The 21,874-nt window shown below is 48.9% G+C and carries 16 protein-coding genes and 1 tRNA gene; 8 read left to right on the forward strand and 9 right to left on the reverse strand.

Annotated features, from left to right (window positions below; genetic code table 11):
- Positions 1-209: 209 nt before the first annotated feature.
- Both EZV72_RS04000 and EZV72_RS04005 read right to left on the reverse strand, forming a co-directional pair.
- Positions 210-2,060, reverse strand: a complete 1,851-nt coding sequence (locus EZV72_RS04000; protein ID WP_137166020.1) for a TonB-dependent receptor plug domain-containing protein — start codon at positions 2,058-2,060, stop codon at positions 210-212.
- Between the two features lie 67 nt (positions 2,061-2,127).
- Positions 2,128-3,216: an ADP-ribosylglycohydrolase family protein gene (locus tag EZV72_RS04005; RefSeq protein WP_137166021.1), complete on the reverse strand. Its 1,089-nt coding sequence runs from the start codon at positions 3,214-3,216 to the stop codon at positions 2,128-2,130.
- Positions 3,217-3,351: 135 nt separating this feature from the next.
- Here EZV72_RS04005 and EZV72_RS04010 point away from each other — a divergent pair, with 135 nt between their 5' ends.
- The 3 genes from EZV72_RS04010 (at position 3,352) to EZV72_RS04020 (ending at position 7,351) form a co-directional block, all read left to right on the forward strand.
- The gene (locus tag EZV72_RS04010; RefSeq protein WP_137166022.1) at positions 3,352-3,684 is read left to right on the forward strand and encodes a DUF1904 family protein; all 333 of its coding nucleotides are present in this window, start codon (positions 3,352-3,354) and stop codon (positions 3,682-3,684) included.
- 167 nt (positions 3,685-3,851) lie between these two features.
- Positions 3,852-5,606 (forward strand): BCCT family transporter, encoded by a 1,755-nt coding sequence (locus EZV72_RS04015; RefSeq protein ID WP_137166023.1) that lies wholly within the window; start codon positions 3,852-3,854, stop codon positions 5,604-5,606.
- 245 nt (positions 5,607-5,851) lie between these two features.
- The gene (locus EZV72_RS04020; RefSeq protein WP_137166024.1) at positions 5,852-7,351 is read left to right on the forward strand and encodes a catalase; all 1,500 of its coding nucleotides are present in this window, start codon (positions 5,852-5,854) and stop codon (positions 7,349-7,351) included.
- 918 nt (positions 7,352-8,269) lie between these two features.
- Here the strand turns inward: EZV72_RS04020 and EZV72_RS04025 are convergent.
- The 4 genes from EZV72_RS04025 to EZV72_RS04040 all read right to left on the reverse strand — a co-directional run bounded on the left by EZV72_RS04025 (position 8,270) and on the right by EZV72_RS04040 (position 12,666).
- Complete coding sequence (locus EZV72_RS04025; protein WP_408640836.1) at positions 8,270-9,340, reverse strand: AI-2E family transporter; 1,071 nt, start codon at positions 9,338-9,340, stop codon at positions 8,270-8,272.
- Between the two features lie 259 nt (positions 9,341-9,599).
- Entirely contained in the window at positions 9,600-10,232 is a 633-nt protein-coding gene (locus tag EZV72_RS04030; RefSeq protein WP_175405041.1) for a restriction endonuclease, read from the reverse strand.
- 235 nt (positions 10,233-10,467) lie between these two features.
- Positions 10,468-10,554 (reverse strand) — tRNA-Leu (locus EZV72_RS04035).
- 126 nt (positions 10,555-10,680) lie between these two features.
- On the reverse strand, positions 10,681-12,666 hold the full coding sequence (locus EZV72_RS04040; RefSeq protein WP_137166027.1) for a TonB-dependent receptor domain-containing protein: 1,986 nt from the start codon (positions 12,664-12,666) through the stop codon (positions 10,681-10,683).
- 655 nt (positions 12,667-13,321) lie between these two features.
- Here EZV72_RS04040 and EZV72_RS04045 point away from each other — a divergent pair.
- On the forward strand, positions 13,322-13,822 hold the full coding sequence (locus EZV72_RS04045; protein ID WP_137168653.1) for an RDD family protein: 501 nt from the start codon (positions 13,322-13,324) through the stop codon (positions 13,820-13,822).
- A gap of 23 nt (positions 13,823-13,845) precedes the next feature.
- On the opposite strand, the gene lptG is transcribed toward EZV72_RS04045, so the two are convergent.
- Together lptG and lptF are read right to left on the reverse strand one after the other, a co-directional pair.
- Positions 13,846-14,907 carry an LPS export ABC transporter permease LptG gene (lptG, locus tag EZV72_RS04050; RefSeq protein WP_137168654.1) on the reverse strand — a complete coding sequence of 354 codons (1,062 nt, stop codon included), beginning with the start codon at positions 14,905-14,907 and terminating at the stop codon, positions 13,846-13,848.
- On the reverse strand, positions 14,907-16,010 hold the full coding sequence (lptF, locus tag EZV72_RS04055) for an LPS export ABC transporter permease LptF (protein WP_137166028.1): 1,104 nt from the start codon (positions 16,008-16,010) through the stop codon (positions 14,907-14,909). The genes lptG and lptF overlap by 1 nt, the downstream gene beginning before the upstream one ends.
- A 290-nt stretch (positions 16,011-16,300) precedes the next feature.
- On the opposite strand from lptF, the gene pepA reads away from it, so the two are divergent.
- The 3 genes from pepA to EZV72_RS04070 are packed head-to-tail and all read left to right on the forward strand — an operon-like array spanning position 16,301 to position 21,021.
- Positions 16,301-17,806 carry a leucyl aminopeptidase gene (gene pepA, locus EZV72_RS04060; RefSeq protein WP_137166029.1) on the forward strand — a complete coding sequence of 502 codons (1,506 nt, stop codon included), beginning with the start codon at positions 16,301-16,303 and terminating at the stop codon, positions 17,804-17,806.
- Positions 17,807-17,812: 6 nt separating this feature from the next.
- Positions 17,813-18,235, forward strand: a complete 423-nt coding sequence (locus EZV72_RS04065; protein ID WP_137166030.1) for a DNA polymerase III subunit chi — start codon at positions 17,813-17,815, stop codon at positions 18,233-18,235.
- Positions 18,236-18,249: 14 nt separating this feature from the next.
- Positions 18,250-21,021, forward strand: a complete 2,772-nt coding sequence (locus EZV72_RS04070) for a valine--tRNA ligase (RefSeq protein WP_137166031.1) — start codon at positions 18,250-18,252, stop codon at positions 21,019-21,021.
- A 60-nt stretch (positions 21,022-21,081) separates the two neighbouring features.
- On the opposite strand, the gene EZV72_RS04075 is transcribed toward EZV72_RS04070, so the two are convergent.
- Complete coding sequence (locus EZV72_RS04075; protein WP_137166032.1) at positions 21,082-21,303, reverse strand: DUF2798 domain-containing protein; 222 nt, start codon at positions 21,301-21,303, stop codon at positions 21,082-21,084.
- 104 nt (positions 21,304-21,407) lie between these two features.
- Here EZV72_RS04075 and EZV72_RS04080 point away from each other — a divergent pair, with 104 nt between their 5' ends.
- The gene (locus EZV72_RS04080) at positions 21,408-21,866 is read left to right on the forward strand and encodes a LysR family transcriptional regulator (protein WP_137166033.1); all 459 of its coding nucleotides are present in this window, start codon (positions 21,408-21,410) and stop codon (positions 21,864-21,866) included.
- Positions 21,867-21,874: the final 8 nt, after the last annotated feature.

The raw sequence follows: 21,874 nt of genomic DNA on the forward strand, positions 1-21,874 counted from the left end.
ATAAGCTACGCCCTACAGTATTCATCGTTGTTACTGTTTATTCTTATTAATGCATATAGAGCATACCACTATTAATGATGGGAATTAGAGATAACTTTTACCACACAGTTATAAAAACAGACTCTGAAGTTGAGTGGCGATTTGGTGAACGCGACGGCATGAAGGGATAAAGCAAGGCGCGGTAGCTGTTAACCGCACCTTGAGGTTGTTTACCAGGCGTAGGTGAGCGTGGCGGAAAGCTGCCTGGCACGACCCGGTGTGCCGGGAATCTCCTCAAAACGCTCATTCCAGAGGTTGTCGGCGGCGACCACAATACTCAGCCCGGCGATCGTCGGCGCTGTATAGGTGATGGTCACTTGAGTAAAAAAGGCGGTATCACTGCTGTTCCGTAAGCGGTTTTTTTCCTGCTTACGCCATTCATTATCAATCTGTACTTCTAATGCGTCAGTGATAAACCAGACGGCGCCAAGGGTGGCCCGGTGTGGCGGATAATTCAGCGCATAAAAACTGGCATCAATATCCTGCGCACGGTAGTTCTCAGACTTGTTGAGATAAGTATAGCTGGCCACCAAATCGACATTCTGCAAGCGCTTTACCCCGATAAACTCCAGCCCCAGCGTTTTGATATCAACGGGGTTAGCGGTTCTTGCCGAGGTCGCATCAAAGCGATATGTCCAGTCGGTTAACTCATTATCCCAGCGATAAAATATTGCAGCGTCTACCCGCCAGCCCGGTAAATCGACCGCCATCCCGGTTTCCAGATTTTTACTGACCTCACGCTGCAGCTGATTATTACTTCTGAACAGCCCGCTGGTCGTGTTGCCGCCTACGGCGGTATAACCGGCAACCTGGGTTGCCTCGGTATAGGATAAGTAAGCCGAACGACTGGCATTGCCGGGTAATGCCTGTTGCCAGTGAATATCGCTTATCATCGAAAGGCGTGAATCATCCCGGTTGGTATCGTCAAACTTAGCCCCTAAGCGCACCGCAAGTTGTTGCTGGTGGTCCAGACTAAAAGTATATTCTGGTACCACGCTAATGGTGTAGTAGTCCCGCGAGGTAAACAGATTTTCCAGCGTAGTGGAGCGAATTCGATCGGCCATCAGCTGGGCCGAGTAATTGACCGCCAGCGGTGCATTGAGCTGATGATGGCCGGCCATGGCAATTGCACTAACATCGGTTTCATGAAAGGCAGCAAAGCTGTCAGGATCCTCTCTGGAGAAAACATAGTGATCCTTGTTATTGCGATAGTAGGCAGTCACCTCTACGTTGCTATCAGTGCCATATTCTTGCTGGTGATTCAGCATAAACAGCTGGGTTTGCAGACTTTCGGTTTCATTGACATTAAATGGCGTATACATATTCGGCCAGCCATAAAACTTGTCCTGATAACCCACAAACATGTCGGTCTGAGAATGCGCGCTGAGTAACTGTACGCGACCGGTGGCGCGCTGGAAATCATGGTCACCGTTGTCAATACTGCCATCGCTTTGTGAATGAGAAACCTCACCTTCCAGACCCAGTTGCCAGTCAGAGGAACCAAGCGACTGCCAGGTAGTGGCGCTGTGTAAGCGTTGCAAATGAAACGCATTGTTACCGGCGCCTATTGATACGCTGCCGCCGTCGCGCACCGGCCGCCAGCCATAGGAAATGGTGCCCACCGAACTGTTCATCCCGTATAAAGCATTGTCTACGCCGGTCATGACCACCGGGCTGCTGATCATCTCGGGCGCCACCGGAATTTCTGCAAAATAATGACCTGTTTGTGGATCGTATAATGTGGCGCTGCCTACCCTGAATCCGGTATTTTCAAAAATACCGCCACGAATGGTCACATCTGCCTGAGCCTCGGCCATATTGCGTGACTGCAAGTCGACCCGCGGGTCGTATTCCAGATTCGACACCGGTGAGTTGAACGTACCCACGGGTTTGTCGTTGGCAGTTGCCGCACTTTCTATCACAATTTTTTCAATATTCTGGGCAGAGTCAGGGGCGCTGTGTGAAGGTAAACCAACACCTGCCAGCAGGCTCGATGCAGCAATAACGACCATACGTGTCATACATTTCCTCTTAAAGCGATGGGATTATACAGGGCATGACGCCCGGCATGATTCTGGCTGGCGCACCTTATAACACAGGCGCCTTAATTTGAGAAAAGGCATTGCTGATTTCCTGTTGTAACGCATCATTGTCGCTTAGCTGACCAAACAGTGAGTCGGACGCACTGCCAGCAATCAATCCCATTATGGTGCCCAGTATAAAGCCGCGGTGCACGTTGTCACCGCCCACATTAGTATTGGCGATCAGAGCCTGGTGCGCGCTGTGATGATAACGATATGCAAAGTACAGCACAGAAGGCCAGGCATCTGAAATGTAGCAGGCCGGAGAAAACTGACGACCCACCACTTCCATGTCACTTTTGTTTTTCTTTACCAGCGCTGATAACGACAGGCTCACCGATCGCCGGGCGATATCCTCAAGAATGTCTGTTGCGGTGTCGGGCTCACAGGTCATAAGCCTGACAAGCAGCTCAGCATAGTAATTGCACACCCGCGCCAGCTCGTCATCAGGATGGGTGAGGGCGAGATGTGCCCTGGCCAGCTTCTGAACAGACGACAGAGGCTGGCCCTGAAATGCGCAGGTAATGATAAGTGGCGCTACGGTCACCAGACCGCCAACAGAGGCAGTATCGTGGGTTATCGCAGCGCATTTCATAGGGGGAGTGCCTTGAATATAGTTAGCAAAAAAGCCCCGGTGGTAAGATTCGGCGTAGGTATCCGGATGCGGCGGGGGATCCGCGCACATAAACCTAATGTAATCGTCTAAAAATGTTTCGCGGCTGTAGCCTTTGGCCAGGCAGCGCAATACCAGCCGGGCACAATGTGCATTGAGTGTATTGTCTCCGGCTTTCATTCCATGGTGATAATGCAGATTGGCTTGACCCCAAAAATGCTGTCGGCCTTTTAGAATCACATCACCAACAACCTGCTTCTGGTGTTGCGATGTGGTGGCTCTGCCGCCCTGACGTGTGGAATGCAGCGACATAATAGATGATGGGTGAAAGTCCGGTGCGTCCTCAAATTGTTTAATGCCACCAGGAAACGCTTTAAAAATATCTGCCGGGTTGTAATACCAGTGCACTGGCATAGCCAGGGTATCTGCGATAAATGCTGTTTGCAGTGCAGCCGTGGCTCTGCTCTGTGGTATGTTGATCATATAACGCCTTAATAAACCGACTGAAAATAATACCGGTTGTATACGAATCGTTCGTAAAGCATGATCTTAATCGTATGTCAGTCAGGTATAAAATGTTTGTTAGAATACGCGGCCTTTTTTACATAGAGAAATACAATGCCACACATCCGTGCACATGGGGTTGATAAGTCGACCCTTGAACAGGTCGCCGCGCAAATAGTAAATAAAATGGCAGAGGTCACTGATACTCCTCATGATCATTTTACTTTTGAGTGTATCGGCAGTGACTTTCTAGTGCTGGAAGGCGCTTCCCCGGCGTATCCGTTAATTGAAATCATGTGGTTTGATCGCGGTCAGGAAGTCAAAACGGTTGTTGCTGCTCTGATTGATGATCTATTACGACCGCGTATTGAAGATGGTCTTGATATTACAGTGATATTTCGGGATCTCAGAGGCCCGGATTATTATGAAAATAAAGCCCATTTTTAAGCGGCAGAAAGAAACAGACGCGACGGGGCGTTGTTGCATTTGTGGCTGGTATCAGCAATAACGAATAACAAGGGCACCTGCACAGGCTGAATCGTTCAGCCAGACCAGTGGCTCAATGACAACTCGTTGTATTCATATGTGTTAATAATGATAACAAAGGATGATGTATGAGCGAGACACTCCGAGAGAAATCCGCTTCAAAGTCAAAATCTGGACAGGAAAACGCGTTCGACGCGATCGACAAACCCACGTTTTTCGGGTCACTTTTTCTACTCCTGGCGGTAACCTTGCCGTTAGTGATTTTCCCCGATCAGGGAGCGGAGTGGGTTGCCGCTGCCAAAGATTTTGTTACCAGCAAACTAGGTGTTTTGTACCTGCTGCTGGGCGTAGGGGCAGGCGGCTTCATGACGTATATCATCTTCAGTGATATCGGGCAGATTAAGCTCGGCGATCCTGAAGAAAAGCCGGAATTTTCCATTGTATCCTGGGCGGCTATGCTGTTTTGCGCCGGCATCGGTGCCTCAATCCTCTACTGGTCGATGATTGAGTGGGTGTATTACTACCAGTCTCCTCCTTTTCATGTAGAAGGGCAAACCCCTGAAGCGGCCGAGTGGGCGGCAGCGTACGGTATTTTTCACTGGGGGCCACTAGCCTGGGCTATCTACCTGATCCCGGCCATACCTATTGCCTACTTTTACTATGTGCGTAATCACAGCGTACTAAAAATATCAGAAGCACTGATGCCGGTTATCGGTGAGAAGATGGCGCACGGCTGGTTGGGTAAGGTGATTGATGTCAGTTTTATCTTTGGCATGCTAGGCGGCGGTGCAACTACGCTGGGCCTGGCCGCTCCGTTGATTAATGAAGGGGTGCACGAGCTATTTGGCGTACCCAAATCGCTGGCCACCCAGGTGATAGTGTTACTGGCCTGTACGGCAATTTTTGGTTACAGCGCCTATGTTGGATTGAAAAAGGGCATTAAAATGCTTTCCGACATCAATTTCTGGCTGGCTATCGGATTGCTTTTGTTCATCTTTATCGTCGGTCCGACCTTGTTTATGGCTAATACAGGACTGGACGCGCTGGGCCGGGTGCTAAGCAATCTGATTCACATGGCAACCTGGATGGAGCCGTTTGCAGAGTTTAAAGGTTTTGAAAATACTCACTTTCCGCAAGACTGGACTATCTTTTACTGGGCATGGTGGCTGGTTTTTGCTCCCAGTGTAGGATTATTTATTGCCCGTATATCCCGCGGCCGTACCATTCGTGCAATGGTCGCAGGCTCCATGTTTTTTGGTACCATGGGCTGCTTCTTATTTTTCATGGTTATGGGTAATTATGGCCTGTATCTGCAACTTTCCGGTGAACTGGATGTAGTGAGCATTTTAAACCAGCAAAGCCCTACGGCGGCTATTTTTGCCATGCTGCATACTCTGCCGATGGATTATCTGGTCATTTTTGTCTTTACCTTACTGGCCCTTATTTTCACGGCCACTACATTTGATTCTATCTCCTACATTCTTGCTGCTGTAGTGCAAAAAGAAGTGGATGAAGAGCCGATGCGCTGGAATCGTCTGTTCTGGGCCTTCGCGTTGTCGTTTATGCCTATTGTACTGATGTTTGTGGGCGGACTGGAAACGCTGCAAACCGCTTCTATTATAGGTGGGGTTCCGCTACTCGCGGTGGCCTTGATGCTATGTATGTCTATTGTCAGGGCCGCTCGTTACGATATGCGATATCAACCGGACTACACGGTTAAAGAAATCAATATCGAAGAATTTCCCGATGATGATCCCTGGACAGAAGAGGGGAGTTGGGATAACGCTGGAGCTGAAGAGCCGCCGATGGCTGGAAAACCGGTACAGCGTAAATCAAAAGACCATGTGGAGGGGGACCCGCATAGCCGCCCTTCAAGGCTGTAACGTCATTTGAACAACAGGGATTAACCACGTATTTCAGGCCGCCTTTTCAGGCGGCCTGTTTTATATTCAGGGTAGGTCATGCTGAGCTAATTGACTGATAACTATAGATAACTAATTTGAGCGTATTGTTTGCTGATTGCGCGGCGGGTTAATCAGGTTTTTAAAAGCCGGAGGAATAGAAAAACGATTAATCAATATATGCTGTTGCCGCGTAGCAATGCTGTTCGATAACTTAAGGAGTTTTCATGAAAAAGCCAACGCTCACCACATCAGCAGGCACACCGGTACCGACTAACGAAACTTCCAAAACAGCGGGCGCGCGAGGCCCTCTGCTACTTGATGACTATCAGCTAATTGAAAAGTTAGCGCACCAGAACAGAGAACGTATTCCAGAGCGTACTGTTCATGCTAAGGGATGGGGACTGGAAGGAACCTTTACTGTCACCCACGACATTACTAAATATACCTGCGCTAATCTTTTTTCTGAAATTGGCAAGAAAACAGATGTACTTAGCCGCTGGTCAACCGTTGCCGGCGAACAGGGCGCCGCGGACGCTGAGCGCGATGTTCGCGGATTTAGCTTGAAATTTTATACAGAGCAGGGCAACTGGGATATGGTGGGCAACAACACACCTATCTTCTTTATTCGCGACGGATACAAATTTCCTGACTTTATTCGTACGCAAAAGCGCCACCCAAAAACCAATCTGCGTAGCCCGGAAGCGATGTTCGATTTCTGGGCGGCACAGCCTGAATCTGTACATCAGGTCACTATACTCATGTCTGATCGCGGCATTCCCAAAAACCCAATGTATATGAATGGTTATGGTTCGCATACATTTAGTATGTGGAATGCACAAGGCGAACGATTCTGGGTGAAATTCCATTTTAAAACACAACAGGGTCACCAGCACTATACAAACCAGGAAGCCGAGGAGCTAATTGGTAAAACCCGTGAGTCTTATCAGGAAGACCTGATTAATGCCGTCGAAGCGGGCAATTTTCCTAAGTGGACCTTGTACATTCAGGTTATGCCTGAAGAAGAAGCTGGTCAGCAGGAATACAACCCGTTTGATATTACCAAGGTATGGCCTCACGACGATTACCCACTGATTGAGGTGGGGGAGTTGGAAATGAATAAGGTGCCGGAAAACTATTTTCAGATGATTGAAAATGCGGCCTACAGCCCGTCAAACATTGTGCCGGGAATTGGTTTCAGTCCTGACAAGATGTTGCAGTCTCGGGTGTTTTCTTATGCTGATGCGCATCGCTACCGTCTGGGAACCCATTACGAAGCCCTTCCGGCCAATGCGCCAAAAAATGCCAAGGTGAATCACTATCACAAAGATGGTGCCATGCGCTTCTTTACCAATGACTTTGGAAATCCGAATGCGTATTACGAGCCAAACCAATACGAGGGTCCGGTGGCTGATGAAACAGTTAAAGAGCCGCCGCTGCGAATTGATGGCGATGCAGACCGTTATTATCAGGAAGAGTCGGACATAGACTATAAGCAGCCGCGTAAGTTGTATGAGATGTTTTCTGATGAACAAAAAGAGCGTTTGTACAACAACTATGCAGCAGCAATGGGGCCATGTTCTGATGGCGTTAAAGAACGCTGGTACGCAGTATTAGAAAAAGTACATCCGGACTACGCCGCCGGTGTACGCAATGCCGTAGAGTCGCTAGACACCGATGTTAATGCGGTACCCGTGACAGAAAATACTCCGTTAGAAGATCAGTAGTTTTTTAAATTTGAAAACGCCCGCTGACGTCACCGTCCCGGGCGTTTTTTTGTTTTTAACGCCGTTGATTTCTGTCTTTACAAAATACCCAGACACCCACTCGATTATCTTCACACGCAATTTTAATAAACACCCATCTTGACGTTATTATTTGTGGACACCCACCGTAAGACAGCCAGTTAAACGCCTTCGAACAGGTGTGCAATGGCAACTATTTGATGATTCTGAGTCAGGTAATATGGTGGGTGTCTGGTTGCTTTTAGGGTGTTGGGTTTTCCAGCGACGACAAGGAGAGGGGCTTTGCAGAACAAATAGACACCCATACTCATATTCTTCAAAAGTTCTCGAAATGTGTATGTACACTCACATCAGACGTTAACTTAATAGGCTTCTTTTTTGAAGAAGGGTAAGAAGAGGATAAGAAGACACCCACATCAAAATCTTTTTTAATTTTTGTAGAAAATAACCAGCTACCCATCTTAACGTTATTCCTCGCAGATACCCCTAATAAGCTCATTGTGAACACCACCTATGCATTGATGTGACGGGGAACTTTCTTTTATGGACTTCCATCGTAAGACAGTCAGACAAGAGCGCTTGAATTGATGGGCAATGGCGACTATTTGATGATTCTGAGCCGGGGAATATGATGGGTGTCTGGTTGTTTAGTTTTTCAGCGATGATGACTGTTGTTCTGGCAGAACAAATAGACACCCATATTTATATTCTTCAAAGGTACTCGAGACGTGTATGAACACTTACATCAGACGTTAATTTGATAGACTTCTTTTTTTGAATAAAAGCCGGGCCATGGGAATAATGGCCCGGTAAAGACGATCGTTATATGGGGCATAGATCGTTGCGCGCGGGTATTCGATTTCACATGCCAGAGAGATGGGTGCCCGGCTATTTTTCTCACTACTTGGAAGCAATCAGCTTTACCCAATGAGGCAAAACGCCCAGATTTTCCAGAATGATTTTAAAGCTCATCAAAATAGGAACCGCGAGTAGTACTCCTACAACGCCCCACAGCCAACCGGCAATGGATAACCACAAAATAATCATAAGCGGATTTAGCTGCATACTTCGGCCAAGCACCGCTGGGGTCACCAGTTGTGACTCGATAACATTGATCGCCAGAAATAAACCTGCAGGCAGAAACGCTGCGCTAACCAGACCAAACTGAACCACTCCGGCAACCAGCAAAATGGTGCAACTGGCCAGTCCGCCCAGATAGGGGACAAAATTCATCAGTGCAACCAGGGCTCCCCACAACAATGCATCATCAACATTGAGATAGGTAAATACAGCGGCTGTGGCCAGCCCAAGGCAGGCGTTAATCATGCTGATGGTAACAATGTAACCAGACAGTTCTTTTTGGATATGATGAACCAATATCAGCGCCCGTCGTTTATTCGTGACCACAGGAAAGTTTTTGATAAACACATTAAATAAGCCCGGCCCGTAAACCAACAGGAAAAAGATAAAGACTATGCAGGCTAATAGCTGCGCCAGTAGCAGCGGCGCATTACCAAATAAGGTCAGGCCCATTTCTATACCGCTTTGCTTAATTTTTTCCGTCACCGAATTACTGTCCTGTTTGGGCTCAGGCTCTTGCTGTTTTTCGTCGTCATCGCCAAACCAATCGAAAAAGGACTTGTCTTCCTCAACCGGGGCTTCGGCTACGGGCTTTTCTGTATCAAGGTGATGACTGAATTCATCGATTTCCTCAGTAATCTCTGCAGCAATTTTTGGTAATGATTCCATCCATCGCTCTGCTGGTTCAGCCAGTTCAAGCCCCAGAAAAGTGAATGGGGCAACCAGTAATGCCATTAGCGCAGCGGCAGAAATAGTGCGGGGCACATAAAATTTTCGCGCAATACTTACCAGTGGGCTGAGCAGTAATGCGATAAATGCTGAGAAGAAAAGGGGGATCAGCAAGGATTTAGCAAGATAAAAAGTATAGATAACAGCAAGAATAACTAGCATTCTTAACAGTCTAGTTTGATGAACACCCTTGGCGTATACCTGTTCGTAGCGCTTTTGGCGGGCTTCATTAGTTGTTGTTATTTTATCCATTTTCCAGCCTGTTAATTATATGTAGTTCATTGAGCATTGATAAAGCGATATTAGTACGCCAGCCGACCCCACCGGTTCACTGTCAGCCTGCCATACAGGCATCGGTCGCCGGCTTTTATTTGATGCAAAGAATCTCAGAACTTCAGACTAAAGACCTTTATCCCCGGGTTTATCTGGTTGCCAAGGTATAACTGCATTTCGGGTACGCTGAACAGCGCAATACTGTTGTAGTGTGATGTCGGTGGCGTGTTGTTTTGCGCGTTGTCAGCGTTTGTTTACAACGGGGGCATAGCGGGGCTTCGCAGGCGGTTGTCGAGGCTCTGGTTTTAGATACAATCCTGGTCAGTTGAGCCCCGTTTATCAGTGTAACCGGTTTGCCAGATGCAAAATCACGGGCTTGCTGGGTAAATTCTCCAGAGGTGACGATAACAAATTGGCTAGCATTGGATGCAGCCAGAATACCGAACATCTCCCGTACAATGCTTACACCAACCTTACGTGATTTCCATTGTTTACACTGGACAAGGACAACTTCTTTTCCTTTGTACAGGGTCAGATCAATACCGCCGTCAGCTCCACTATCCCCTTCACGAACCTGATAACCCTGGCGGCGATAGGTATCGGCAACCAATTGCTCAAACTGACGCCAGTGCAGCGCCTTGATTGCGCTGAGACTTTGCCGTTTATATCGACGCTGCATTTTGCGGCGACCCCGTATAAAAGCAAATGGAGCAAACAGCAGAAAAAAGCCAGAGATAAAAGGGGCGGCATCCGGTCCGGCTGCCAGCAGATTGTTTATCACGTGGTTGCCAGTCTCTGTTGTAGGTAGCACTGTGTTGCAAATCTGATAAGCGGTAATTGCAAGCCCTATAAATATCCACCAGGGGATGCTGAGAAACCGTGATATTATCGAAGAACGCTTTTGCGACATGCTCCGCCAAACTCGAAAAGACAGGCTGAAAAAAGATAAGTATTGCGCAGAAAACAAAAAACCGACTTGCGTCGGTTTGTATTCTACTTCAATGGGTAAAAGTAGATGGTACCAGTGGCCGGACTTGAACCGGCACAGCCTTGCGGCCGGCGGATTTTGAATCCGCTGCGTCTACCAATTCCGCCACACTGGCATGGATAGATGTGCTATCGATGAGCCATGCATTATAGCGATGTCGCTTTGATGCACAAGCACTTTTTATCCTTTTTCTGATTAAGTGCCTAAAAGGTGCACAGTCGTGTGTGCACCGGCTGTTTTATCAGAATTTATAAGACGCTGACACCTTAATATTCCGGCCTGGTTCATAATCGTCCAGTTGCAGAAAGCCAAACACAGGATGGTTTGCTGAGCCAGTTTGAGAGGCATGTGATACATACAGTTCGTCGAACAAGTTATCCACACCTAGAGTAATGTTCAGCCTATGATCAAACTGCTGCGGGATCCATACCGCGGTTACGTTGTGTACCTGGTAGCCTTCTTTTTCACCCTCAGAAAACGTTTTTTGCCACTGCCAGCGTAAATCAACGTTGTAGTCCATGACGTAATATTTCAGGGTAAGACCTGCACTGTCACCTACCTCACGATCCAAAGGCTCACTGGTAACTACATTGCTTTGTTTTTCGGAGTCTGATTTAGCAAATGTTAACAGAGCACTGAAAGCGTCGATGCCGTAAAAAGCGCTGGCTTCAAAGCCATCAATTTCGACGGTACCGATATTCTGATCCCATTCCAGACAACCGCGGCCCACACAGTCATCTTCGGGGTAGTCAACAACCTCAATATAGTCGTCAACTTTGGTTTCAAATGCGGTTGCCGCCACGCGGAACTCATCGGCGCCCAAAACATTGGCTGCAGCATAGCGGAAACCGGCTTCGGTGTTGCGGCCGGTTTCAGGACGAAGGTTAGGGTTACGGACTTTATTAGCCTGCTCATTGACAAAAATTTCGCCCGGCTGAGGACCTTTGAACAGATCGGTTGTGCTGGCATGAACACTAAGCTCACGGGTAATGGCATATTCCGCGCCAAGTCCTTTTTGCCAGTCAGTCCAGGTTTGTACACCAGGCAATACCTGAGATGACTTGTCATAGTGGTTATAACGAATCCCTGGTGTAATCACCAGGCCGTTTCCAAAATCAATGGCATCTTCTATAAATACACCGGTGTCATCGGTTTCTTCCCGACCATAAGTGATCTCCCCATTGCTGGTACTAACACTATCATTTTCAGACTTAATCCATTTAACGCCATAAGTGAATTGATGACGGATGTCTGCGGTGGTTGTCAGAGAGTTTGCAATCAGAGTCAGACCAGTATTATCTGATGTTCCGGCAGTTTCTGAGCCTTCGTAAGAGCGCCACAGATCCGATTCGTTTTTATACAAGTCGGCGCGCAGGTTAATAGCTGCACCTAGATCCAGTTCATAGGATGCACTTAATGTATCACGGTCGAAATGGGTATCGTATAAGGGCACTTCTCCACCACCAATCGATGCATTGGTACGCACACCCATGTCTGGGCGGGCAGTGTAGTCACCATGGTTTTTATAAGTATCATATTTCACTGAAATGCGCTGATACTGATCAATGTCCCAACCCAGCTTTGCCATAGCGTTATCAATAGTGCCATCACTACCCAGTACCTGAATGCCCGCACCATCTTCAAAGTTGTTGCGGTTCATCGTGGAGCCATAAACCAGGGCATCTACACTGTCAGATAGCTGGCCATACCCAGTTAATGTCAGGTACTGACTGTCATTACTGTTGTAACCAGCCAGTACGCGCCCGCCAAACTGGTCATCACCGCTTAGCATGTCACTGGCTGATTTAGTTCGAAATTCCAGCGCGCCACCTAAGCCAGAATGCACGACTGAGTTTGAGCCAACCTGAATGTCGACAGACTCCAGAATATCAGGATTGATGTTCAGGTTGCCCATGTGATGAAACATGAAATTATTCTGGGAGGCACCATCGATAAGAATTTCCAGGTCGGTATCATCCAGACCACGCACATTAATACGCTGATTAAGCGAATGCGTGCCTCCTACATCCACACCCGGAATATCGCGCAGTAAGTCGCTCAGGTGTTCTGCCTGCTTAGAAGCAATAGCCTGTTCGCCCACATAAACCGAGGAGCTTTTTACTTTTGTTCCCCAGATTTGCAGGTGCTCAACCGAAGAGGTTTTCTCTGCCACAGCGTTAGCAGAAAATGCAGCAGCAATAACGATAGCAAGTGTGTGTCTTTTCAAACCGAAATTCCCTAGTCTCGAAATTTTTTTGCATATTTTATGGAACTTTAATAAATATGCAAATGATAATTGTTATTAATTGCATCGTTGGGTTCCATGAACCTGGGTGGACGTCTGGCTATTTGAAGTGGCTGTCTGGATATTTGAAGTGGCTGTCCAGCATATCTGCGGTGGATTTGTTATGGGTGTCTGATTATTTGTAGTGGGTGTCCAGCGCATCAGCGGTGGGATTTGCTGTGGGTGTCTGGCTATTTGAAGTGGCTGTCCAGTGCATCAGCGGTGGGACTTGCTGTGGGTGTCTGGCTGTTTGAAGTCGATGTCCAGTGCATCAGCGGTGGAATTTGCTGTGGGTGTCTGGTTATTTGAAGTGGCTGTCCAGCGCATCATCGGTAGGATTTGTTGTGGGTGTCTGGATATTTGAAGTGGCTGTCCAGCATATCAGCGGTGGATTTGTTATGGGTGTCTGATTATTTGTAGTGGGTGTCCAGCACATCAGCGGTAGGATTTGCTGTGGGTGTCCGATTACTTGAAATATATGTCCGCTGCACCGGTCCAACAGGGGCCATTGTAGTTGCAACAGGCAGGTAATATGGCACACTCAATTTTTGCCTTTTATACTGCGGGGTTAGTTGTGGCAAAGCAGGTTAGTAAGTCGATGAACAGGGAAGGTGACGGGCCTGTCCGGGCAGGATTTTTCCGCCGCCTGGCGGCGCTGATTTACGATACTCTGGTGGCAGTTGCGGTGGCGATGTGTGCTGCCATGGTCTTGATTGTAGTATTACTCATTGCGTTGTCTAATCAATGGCTGAGCCTGCAAGGGTACAGTGATCCCGCCAGTCTTATTCAGCATTCGTGGCAGTACAAGCTGCTCATTCAAAGCTGGGTGGGCGCCTGGGTGATCGGCTTTTTTCTGTGGTTCTGGAGAAATGGCGGGCAAACCATTGGCATGCGGGCCTGGCGGTTACGAATCTTTTCTACCCTTGATGAGCCGGTCACATGGAAGCGATTGATAATACGGTTGGTTTTTTCTTTCGGCGGACTGGGAACGCTATTGGTTCTGCTAGACACAAAGCAGCGGCAATCTCTGCAGGATCGCATCGCACATACTGAAGTGCTGTTTTTAAGCAAACAGGCCAACGACCATAAAAGCTGGTAGCCGGGCTACCAGCTTTGTTGTCATTAACGTTTTAACATCACTCCGGCTGCTGCGGCAAACAACAGGCTGGGCAGTATGGCACCGGCCACCGGCGGGAAGTTATACACCAGGCTGAGCGGGCCGAATACTTCATTGGTAATAAAGAAACCAAATCCGGTCAGAACACCCATAATGACTCGCGCGCCCATGGTCACGCTACGTAGCGGACCAAAGATAAACGACAGAGCGGTGAGCAGCATAACGCTGATAGACACGGGCTGTAAGATCTTGCGCCACAAGGCCAGCTGGTATCGGCTGCTGTCCTGGGCGTTATTATCCAGATATGCCACATAATCGAATAAACCGCGAATCGACAAGGCTTCGGGCTTAACTGTAACAATGCCTAATTTGTCAGGGGTCAGGGTGGAGTCCCATTTTTGGCGCTCCTGCATTTCTACCGAGACCTGTTTATCAGTAAACTCGGTCACTGATACCTCTTCCAGCCACCAGACCTGACCGTCAAACGAACCGGATTGTGCGTAGGTGATATTGTCCAGCGACAGATCGTCGTTAAAGTCAAAGATACTGATATCACGTAGTTTTTCGCGAGTGATGACCTGACCGATACTGACAAAGTGCTCGCCATCTTTGGCCCATACAAACTGGTCAGCGGAAAACAGGGATCCACCTGAAATCGCTTCGGTGCGTACTTCCTTGGCCTTGGCTTCTGCCCACGGCGTAACCCATTCACCCAACGCCATGACAAACAGAATCATCACGACCGCGGATTTCATGGCTGACCCAATAATATTCCAGCGGCTGAGCCCGCTGGCCTGCATTACAACCAGTTCGCTGTTACTGGCCAGCACTCCCATCCCGACCAGGCCTCCCAGCAGAGTCGCCATGGGAAAGAACTCTTCCAGATCACGGGGAAGTGACAACACCACGTATAACGCAGCGTGCAAAATATCATAGTCACCTTCGCCCAGTTTACGCAGCTGCTCCACAAATTTGATCAGCGCACTCAGGCCAACCAGAACAGACAAGGTCACCGAAATGGTGCCCAGCAGAGTTCTGGCAATATAAAGGTCAAGAATTTTAAACATCATTTCTTCCTTTTAAGCCAGGCACGCAGTTCGGTACCCATTTTCCTGTCTCTGGCAATCAGCACCACGCCGATAATCGCCATGGTAATGTGTACCCACCATAAACCCAGTTCAATGGGCAGCTTGCCATCAGCCAGCACCCGCCGGCTGGCCAGCAGCAACAGGAAGTAACCCAGATACAGCAAAATCGCCGGGAACATTTTACCAAACCGGCCCTGGCGGGGGTCGACGGCGCTGAGCGGTACGGCTATCAGAGTCAAAAATGGAATAGATAACGGGATGGCCAGACGCCACTGCAGTTCAGCCCTGGCCTCGGTGGAATTATCATCCCACAGTTCTTCGGTAGGCAGGGTACTGACTTTACGCCGCGGTTCCTCATTCGACTCATCAGCAATCTGAATCTGGTATTCATCAAATTCAACTTTGCGATAATCTTTTTGTGTTTGCACCCCTTCATACTGCACACCGTCCTGTAACACCAGGTTACGGGTGCCATCCGGATTATTGCGAATATAGCCTTCATCCGCGTATACCACACGTACCTCAGCCTGATTATCTTCAGGGTGATTCTGCGACAAAAATACCCGCTTCAGCCGCTCATTCTGGTTATCAATATCATGAACAAATATCACCGCTTTTTCATTACCAGTCTGTTGAAAGCGTCCAGGGATCAGCGCTGTCAGGCCAGCTTCACTGCGAGCTTTTTCGCGTAGTTGGTACTCACTATCGGCGGCAGTGGGCGCAAGATAAAGTGTAATGAATCCGGTTATTACCATAATGAACAGCGATAAAAACAGCATGACCCGGGTGATGTACCATTCACTGATACCACAGGCCCGCATAACGGTCATTTCTGAGTCAACATAAAACCGGCCGTGCGCCAGCATAATTCCCAGATAGGCACTGATTGGCATAACCAGGGAAGCAAGAATGGGGGCATATAAGCCAAGAAAACCGAGCACCAGCCCGGCCGGGATATCACCATCTGATGCATCACCCAGTACACGCACAAAACGTAAGGTGACAAAAATTGCCATCAGTATGAGAAAAATCGCCAGTTGTGACTTCAGCGTTTCCTTTATCAGGTAGCGAAATATCAGCATGTCAGCCCTACTGGAAAGTTTGGAATTATAGTGAAAGAACGCACAATTTTGAGTAAACTAATCGTTTTTACAAGTTTTGCCTGCGGCAACATGTTTGTTTGCATGGAAATTAGTCATAATGCTGTTAAATATAGCGGTCATTGACTGCAATTAGTACAGTATTACGAACTTTGTGTTTCTGCGAAGTTCCATACAATGTATGGCTGCGTATTAAAACATAAAAGCAGTGCAAAACGTTATGTGATTTTGTATTTCTGCAAACACAAAATGGATAAAAGCGAGGTGTCATCGTGGAGTTTAGTGTAAAAAGTGGTAGCCCTGAGAAACAACGTAGTGCATGCATCGTGGTCGGGGTGTTCGAGCCACGACGCTTAACTGCAGTTGCCGAACAGCTGGATGAAATCAGCGATGGTTATATCAGTAACCTGCTGCGCCGTGGCGACCTGGAAGGTAAAGCCGGCCAAATGTTGCTGTTGCACCATGTACCCAACGTACTGAGCGAACGCGTTCTGCTGGTGGGCTGCGGTAAAGAGCGAGAACTGGATGAACGCCAGTACAAGCAGATTATTGCCAAGACCATCAAAACCCTGAATGAAACCGGTTCAATGGAAGCGGTGTGCTTTTTAACTGAACTGCATGTGAAAGGCCGTGACACTTACTGGAAAGTACGCCAGGCGGTGGAAGCCACACAGGACTCCCTGTACACCTTCCTGCATCTGAAAACCAAAAAAGGCGAGCCGCGCCGTCCGCTGCGTAAAATTGTATTCAATGTTCCGACCCGTCGTGAACTGACTGTTGGCGAGCGCGCCATTGATCACGGTCTGGCTGTCAGTGCCGGGGCTAAAGTAACCCGTGACGTTGCCAACATGCCGCCAAATATCTGCAATCCGGCTTACCTGTGGGAGCAGGCGCAAAAACTGGCGGCTGATTACGAGAGTATTTCTGCCGAAGTGGTGGATGAAGCGCAAATGGCTGAGCTGGGCATGCAAGCCTATCTGGCCGTAGGTCGGGGTTCCGACAACGAATCGATGATGAGTATTATGCATCACCGTGGTGGTCCGGCTGATCAGGCACCCATTGTGCTGGTGGGTAAAGGGCTGACCTTTGATGCAGGCGGTATTTCCCTGAAGCCAGGCGATGGCATGGATGAAATGAAGTACGACATGGGCGGCGCTGCCGGCGTGTTAGGTACGATGCATACCGTAGCGCAGCTAAATCTGCCAATCAATATCATCGGTATTCTGGCAGGTTGTGAGAATATGCCAGATGGCAAAGCATATCGCCCGGGCGATATCCTGACCACTATGTCAGGTCAGACGGTTGAGGTATTAAATACAGACGCCGAAGGCCGCCTGGTGTTGTGTGATGCGCTGACGTACGTCGAGCGTTATGACCCTGAACTGGTTATCGATATTGCTACGCTGACCGGCGCTTGTATTATTGCGCTGGGTCACCATGCTACGGGCGTGATGAGTCAGCACAATCCGCTGGCGCATGAGCTGATTAATGCCTCTGAGCAAAGCTCTGATCGTGCATGGCGCTTACCACTGTGGGATGAGTATCAGGAACAGCTGGAAAGCCCGTTTGCTGATATGACCAACCTGGGCGGACGCCCAGCCGGATCCATCACCGCTGGTTGCTTCTTGTCCCGTTTCACTAAAAAATATACCTGGGCGCACATGGATATTGCCGGCACTGCGTGGCGCAGCGGCAAAAACAAAGGCGCAACAGGCCGTCCTGTTCCGATGTTGTCACAGTTTCTGATGAATCGTGCAGGCATCAATCAGGAGGATTGATCGGGCATGTCACAGGTAACTTTTTACCAACTGTCCGACGAGCAGGATGCCGGGCCAAATCTGGCCTGCGCCCTGATTGCTGATGCGTACAGCACCAAGCGTAAGTGTACGGTGCTATGTGCGTCAAAAGCGCAGGCTGAGGCGCTGGATGATTTACTGTGGCAGCTACCGTCGAACCGGTTTGTGCCTCACAATATGGCTGGCGAAGGGCCGGCAGCAGGTACGCCGGTTGAAATCTGCTGGCAGGCTGGCCAGTTGAGCCGCCGCCCGGTGCTGGTTAACCTAAGTGATACCATGCCGGATAACAGCCAGCGTTTTCAGCAAATATTTGATTTTGTGCCGGTCGCCGAAGAGGCCAAAAAAGCCGCGCGCATTCGTTATAAACAATTTCAGCAAGCTGGCTGCCATATGCAGTTTAAGTCAGCTTAATTTTGAGAGTATGTATGGAAAAAACCTTCGAACCGAAATCTATTGAACAGCAGTGTTACCAGAAGTGGGAAGCTTCAGGAATGTTCAAAGCATCCGGGCACGGAGACCCTTATTGCATTTTACTGCCGCCGCCTAATGTCACCGGCAGTCTGCACATGGGCCATGGCTTCCAGCAAAGCATTATGGATGCACTGACCCGTTATCACCGCATGAAAGGCGACAATACGCTGTGGCAGGTGGGTACAGACCATGCCGGTATTGCCACGCAGATGGTGGTTGAACGTCAGCTAAATGCACAGGGCAAAACCCGCCACGATCTTGGCCGCGAAGATTTTGTGAAAAAAATCTGGGAATGGAAAGAGCAAAGCGGTGGCACAATCACCGGTCAGATGCGTCGTCTGGGCACATCACCTGACTGGGGTCGTGAAGTCTTCACCATGGACGATAATCTGTCTGATGCGGTTACCGAAGTCTTTGTTAAGCTACACGAAGAAGGCCTGATTTATCGGGGCAAACGCCTGGTGAACTGGGATCCGGTACTGCATACCGCGGTATCCGATCTGGAAGTGCTGAACGAAGAAGAAGCCGGCCACATGTGGCACATGCGGTATCCGCTGGCCGACGGCTCAGGTGAGCTGGTGGTGGCGACTACCCGTCCTGAAACCATGCTGGGCGATACGGCTGTGGCGGTACACCCGGATGATGAACGTTACCAGAGCCTGATCGGTAAAGAGATTAAACTGCCCATTACCGGCCGTTTGATTCCGGTGATTGCCGATGACTATGTCGACCCTGAATTTGGTACCGGTTGTGTGAAGATCACGCCTGCGCACGACTTTAACGACTATGACATGGGCAAGCGTCATGACCTGCCGATGATCAATGTGCTGACGGCAGATGCCAAAATTAATGACGAAGCGCCTGAAGCCTACCGCGGCCTGGATCGCTTTGATGCCCGCAAGCAGATTGTGTCAGATCTCGATGACGCAGGCTTTCTGGTTAAAATTGAAGATCACAAACTGAAAGTTCCCCGCGGCGATCGCACCGGTGCGGTTATCGAACCATTTTTGACTGATCAGTGGTACGTAGCGGTTGAATCACTGGCAAAGCCGGCGATTGAAGCGGTAGAGTCAGGCGAGATTCGCTTTATTCCGGAAAACTGGAATAAAACTTACTACCAGTGGATGCACAACATTCAGGACTGGTGTATTTCCCGTCAGTTGTGGTGGGGTCACCGTATTCCGGCGTGGTATGACGATAGCGGCAATATTTACGTAGGCCGTGACGAAGCAGAAGTTCGCGCGAAACACAGCCTGGCCGACGATGTGTCGTTGTCACAGGATGAAGACGTACTGGATACCTGGTTCTCCTCAGCGCTGTGGCCATTTGCCACCATGGGCTGGCCGGAAAAAACACCGGAGCTGGAAACCTTCCTGCCATCGTCTGTGCTGGTCACCGGCTTTGACATTATTTTCTTCTGGGTTGCCAGAATGATCATGATGACCAAAAAGTTCACCGGCCAGATTCCGTTTAAGGATATTTATATCACCGGTCTTATTCGCGATGAAAATGGCGATAAAATGTCGAAGTCCAAAGGTAACGTGCTGGACCCGATTGACCTGATTGACGGCATTGATCTTGATGCGCTGGTCGAAAAGCGTACCGCGGGCATGATGCAGCCACAACTGGCTGAGAAAATCAGCAAGCGTACTCGTAAGCAGTTTCCGGATGGTATTCAGGCCTACGGCACTGACGCCCTGCGCTTTACCTTTGCCGCCATGGCATCAACCAGCCGTGATATCAACTTTGATATGGGCCGGGTGGAAGGTTACCGCAACTTCTGTAACAAGATTTGGAATGCGTCACGGTTTGTGCTGATGAACACCGAAGGGCTGGACACTGGCCGGGATGGTGGTGATATGGAACTGAGCCTGGCGGATCACTGGATCTTAGCCAAGTTTCAGGAAACCCTGAAAGAGTTTGAGCAGGCTTTGGCCGACTACCGTTTCGACATTGCTGCCCAGACAGCGTATGAGTTTACCTGGAATCAGTTCTGCGACTGGTATCTGGAATTAACCAAGCCGGTGTTAAACAGTGACGCCAGCAGCGAAGCGCAAAAGCGTGGTACCCGCCATACACTGATTAACATGCTTGAAAGCGTACTGCGTCTGCTACACCCACTGATGCCATTTATTACCGAAGAAATCTGGCAGAAAGTCGCGCCGCTAAGTGCTGTAAAAGATGATACTACCAGTATTATGGTACAGCCATTCCCGCAGCAGATTTCTGCCCAGCAGGATGAGCAGGTACTGTCTGATATTGAGTGGGTGAAGCGCTTTATCGTGGGGATCCGGAATATTCGTGGTGAGATGGATATTTCTCCCAACAAACCACTGGATGCCAAGCTGCGCTTCGTGTCTCAGGAAGATAACCGGCGTATCGATCTGGCCCGGGTGTTTATCGATAAACTGGCTAAGCTGGACAGCATCACGATTTTAGCAGAAGGCGAGCAGGCACCACCTAGTGCAACTGCTATTGTCGGGGATATGGAAATACTAATTCCAATGGCGGGCCTTATCGATAAAGATGCTGAGCTGGCACGCCTGAATAAGGCCATCGAAAAGACTGAAAAGGATCTGGCACGGGTTCAGGGCAAACTGTCTAACGAGAAGTTTGTCAGTAATGCACCTGACGCTGTGATCGATAAAGAACGTAGCAAGCTGGATGAAGCTGAAAAGCAACTTGCTAAGTTGCGTGAGCAGCACAGCACGATTAGCGCGCTGTAAACGGTCACCATGAGAAAAAAGCCTCGCAGGTTTTGGCCTGCGGGGCTTTTTTTATGCTTTTTAACTCATTGCTTTATTCACAATTTGGTTGGTCAGCCTGCCCACCCCAGGACCAAATAAAAAGGCGCATACGGCGGCTGCCGGCCACGCCAGAATCCAGGCTTCGAGCCATTTTGCGATAAAATCAGATGTCAGCCCCAGGTTCAGGTAGGTCACCCAGGCCGACATAATAATACTGAGCACAAGCGACATAAAAAATGCAAATACACTACGGTGCAACATACTCATCTCTTTGGTTGGTAAGTAAACAAGGTATTTTACACAGTTGCAAAAAAGCTGTGTATAGCAAAAAATGAAAGCTTAAATTGCAAATATGGGAATTGCTAATGTTGGACAATATCCGGCTATTTGCCCTTGCCGTTGAATCTGGCAGTATCAGCCAGGCAGCGATCAAGGCAAACCTGACCCTGACTACGGCCTCCAGAAAGCTGAAGTTGCTTGAGCAGGAGGTCGGTGGGGTGTTATTTCATCGCTCAAAAAAAGGGCTTAAATTAACACCGCTCGGTGATACTTATTACCATGAGTGTGCTGCGCTGGTGCACGCCCTTGATGAGCGGTTGGTTTACCTGGAGCAGGATATGAATAGGTGTACGGGCCCGCTAAGCGTGCTGGTACCGACTAATTTAGCTGCAGGACCACTGGATTTGTTTTGGCAACAGTTTACTCAGCGTTATCCTGATATTCGGTTAAATGTCAGAACAGCCGACCCTGACAGTGACATGCTGACCAGCGGTGCTGATATTGCGTTACGTTACGTTCCGGTAAGCAGGTTAACAGCTCATTAAGGCAAAGT

The organism is Salinimonas lutimaris (genome assembly GCF_005222225.1).
GTDB classification, from domain to species: Bacteria; Pseudomonadota; Gammaproteobacteria; order Enterobacterales; family Alteromonadaceae; genus Alteromonas; species Alteromonas lutimaris.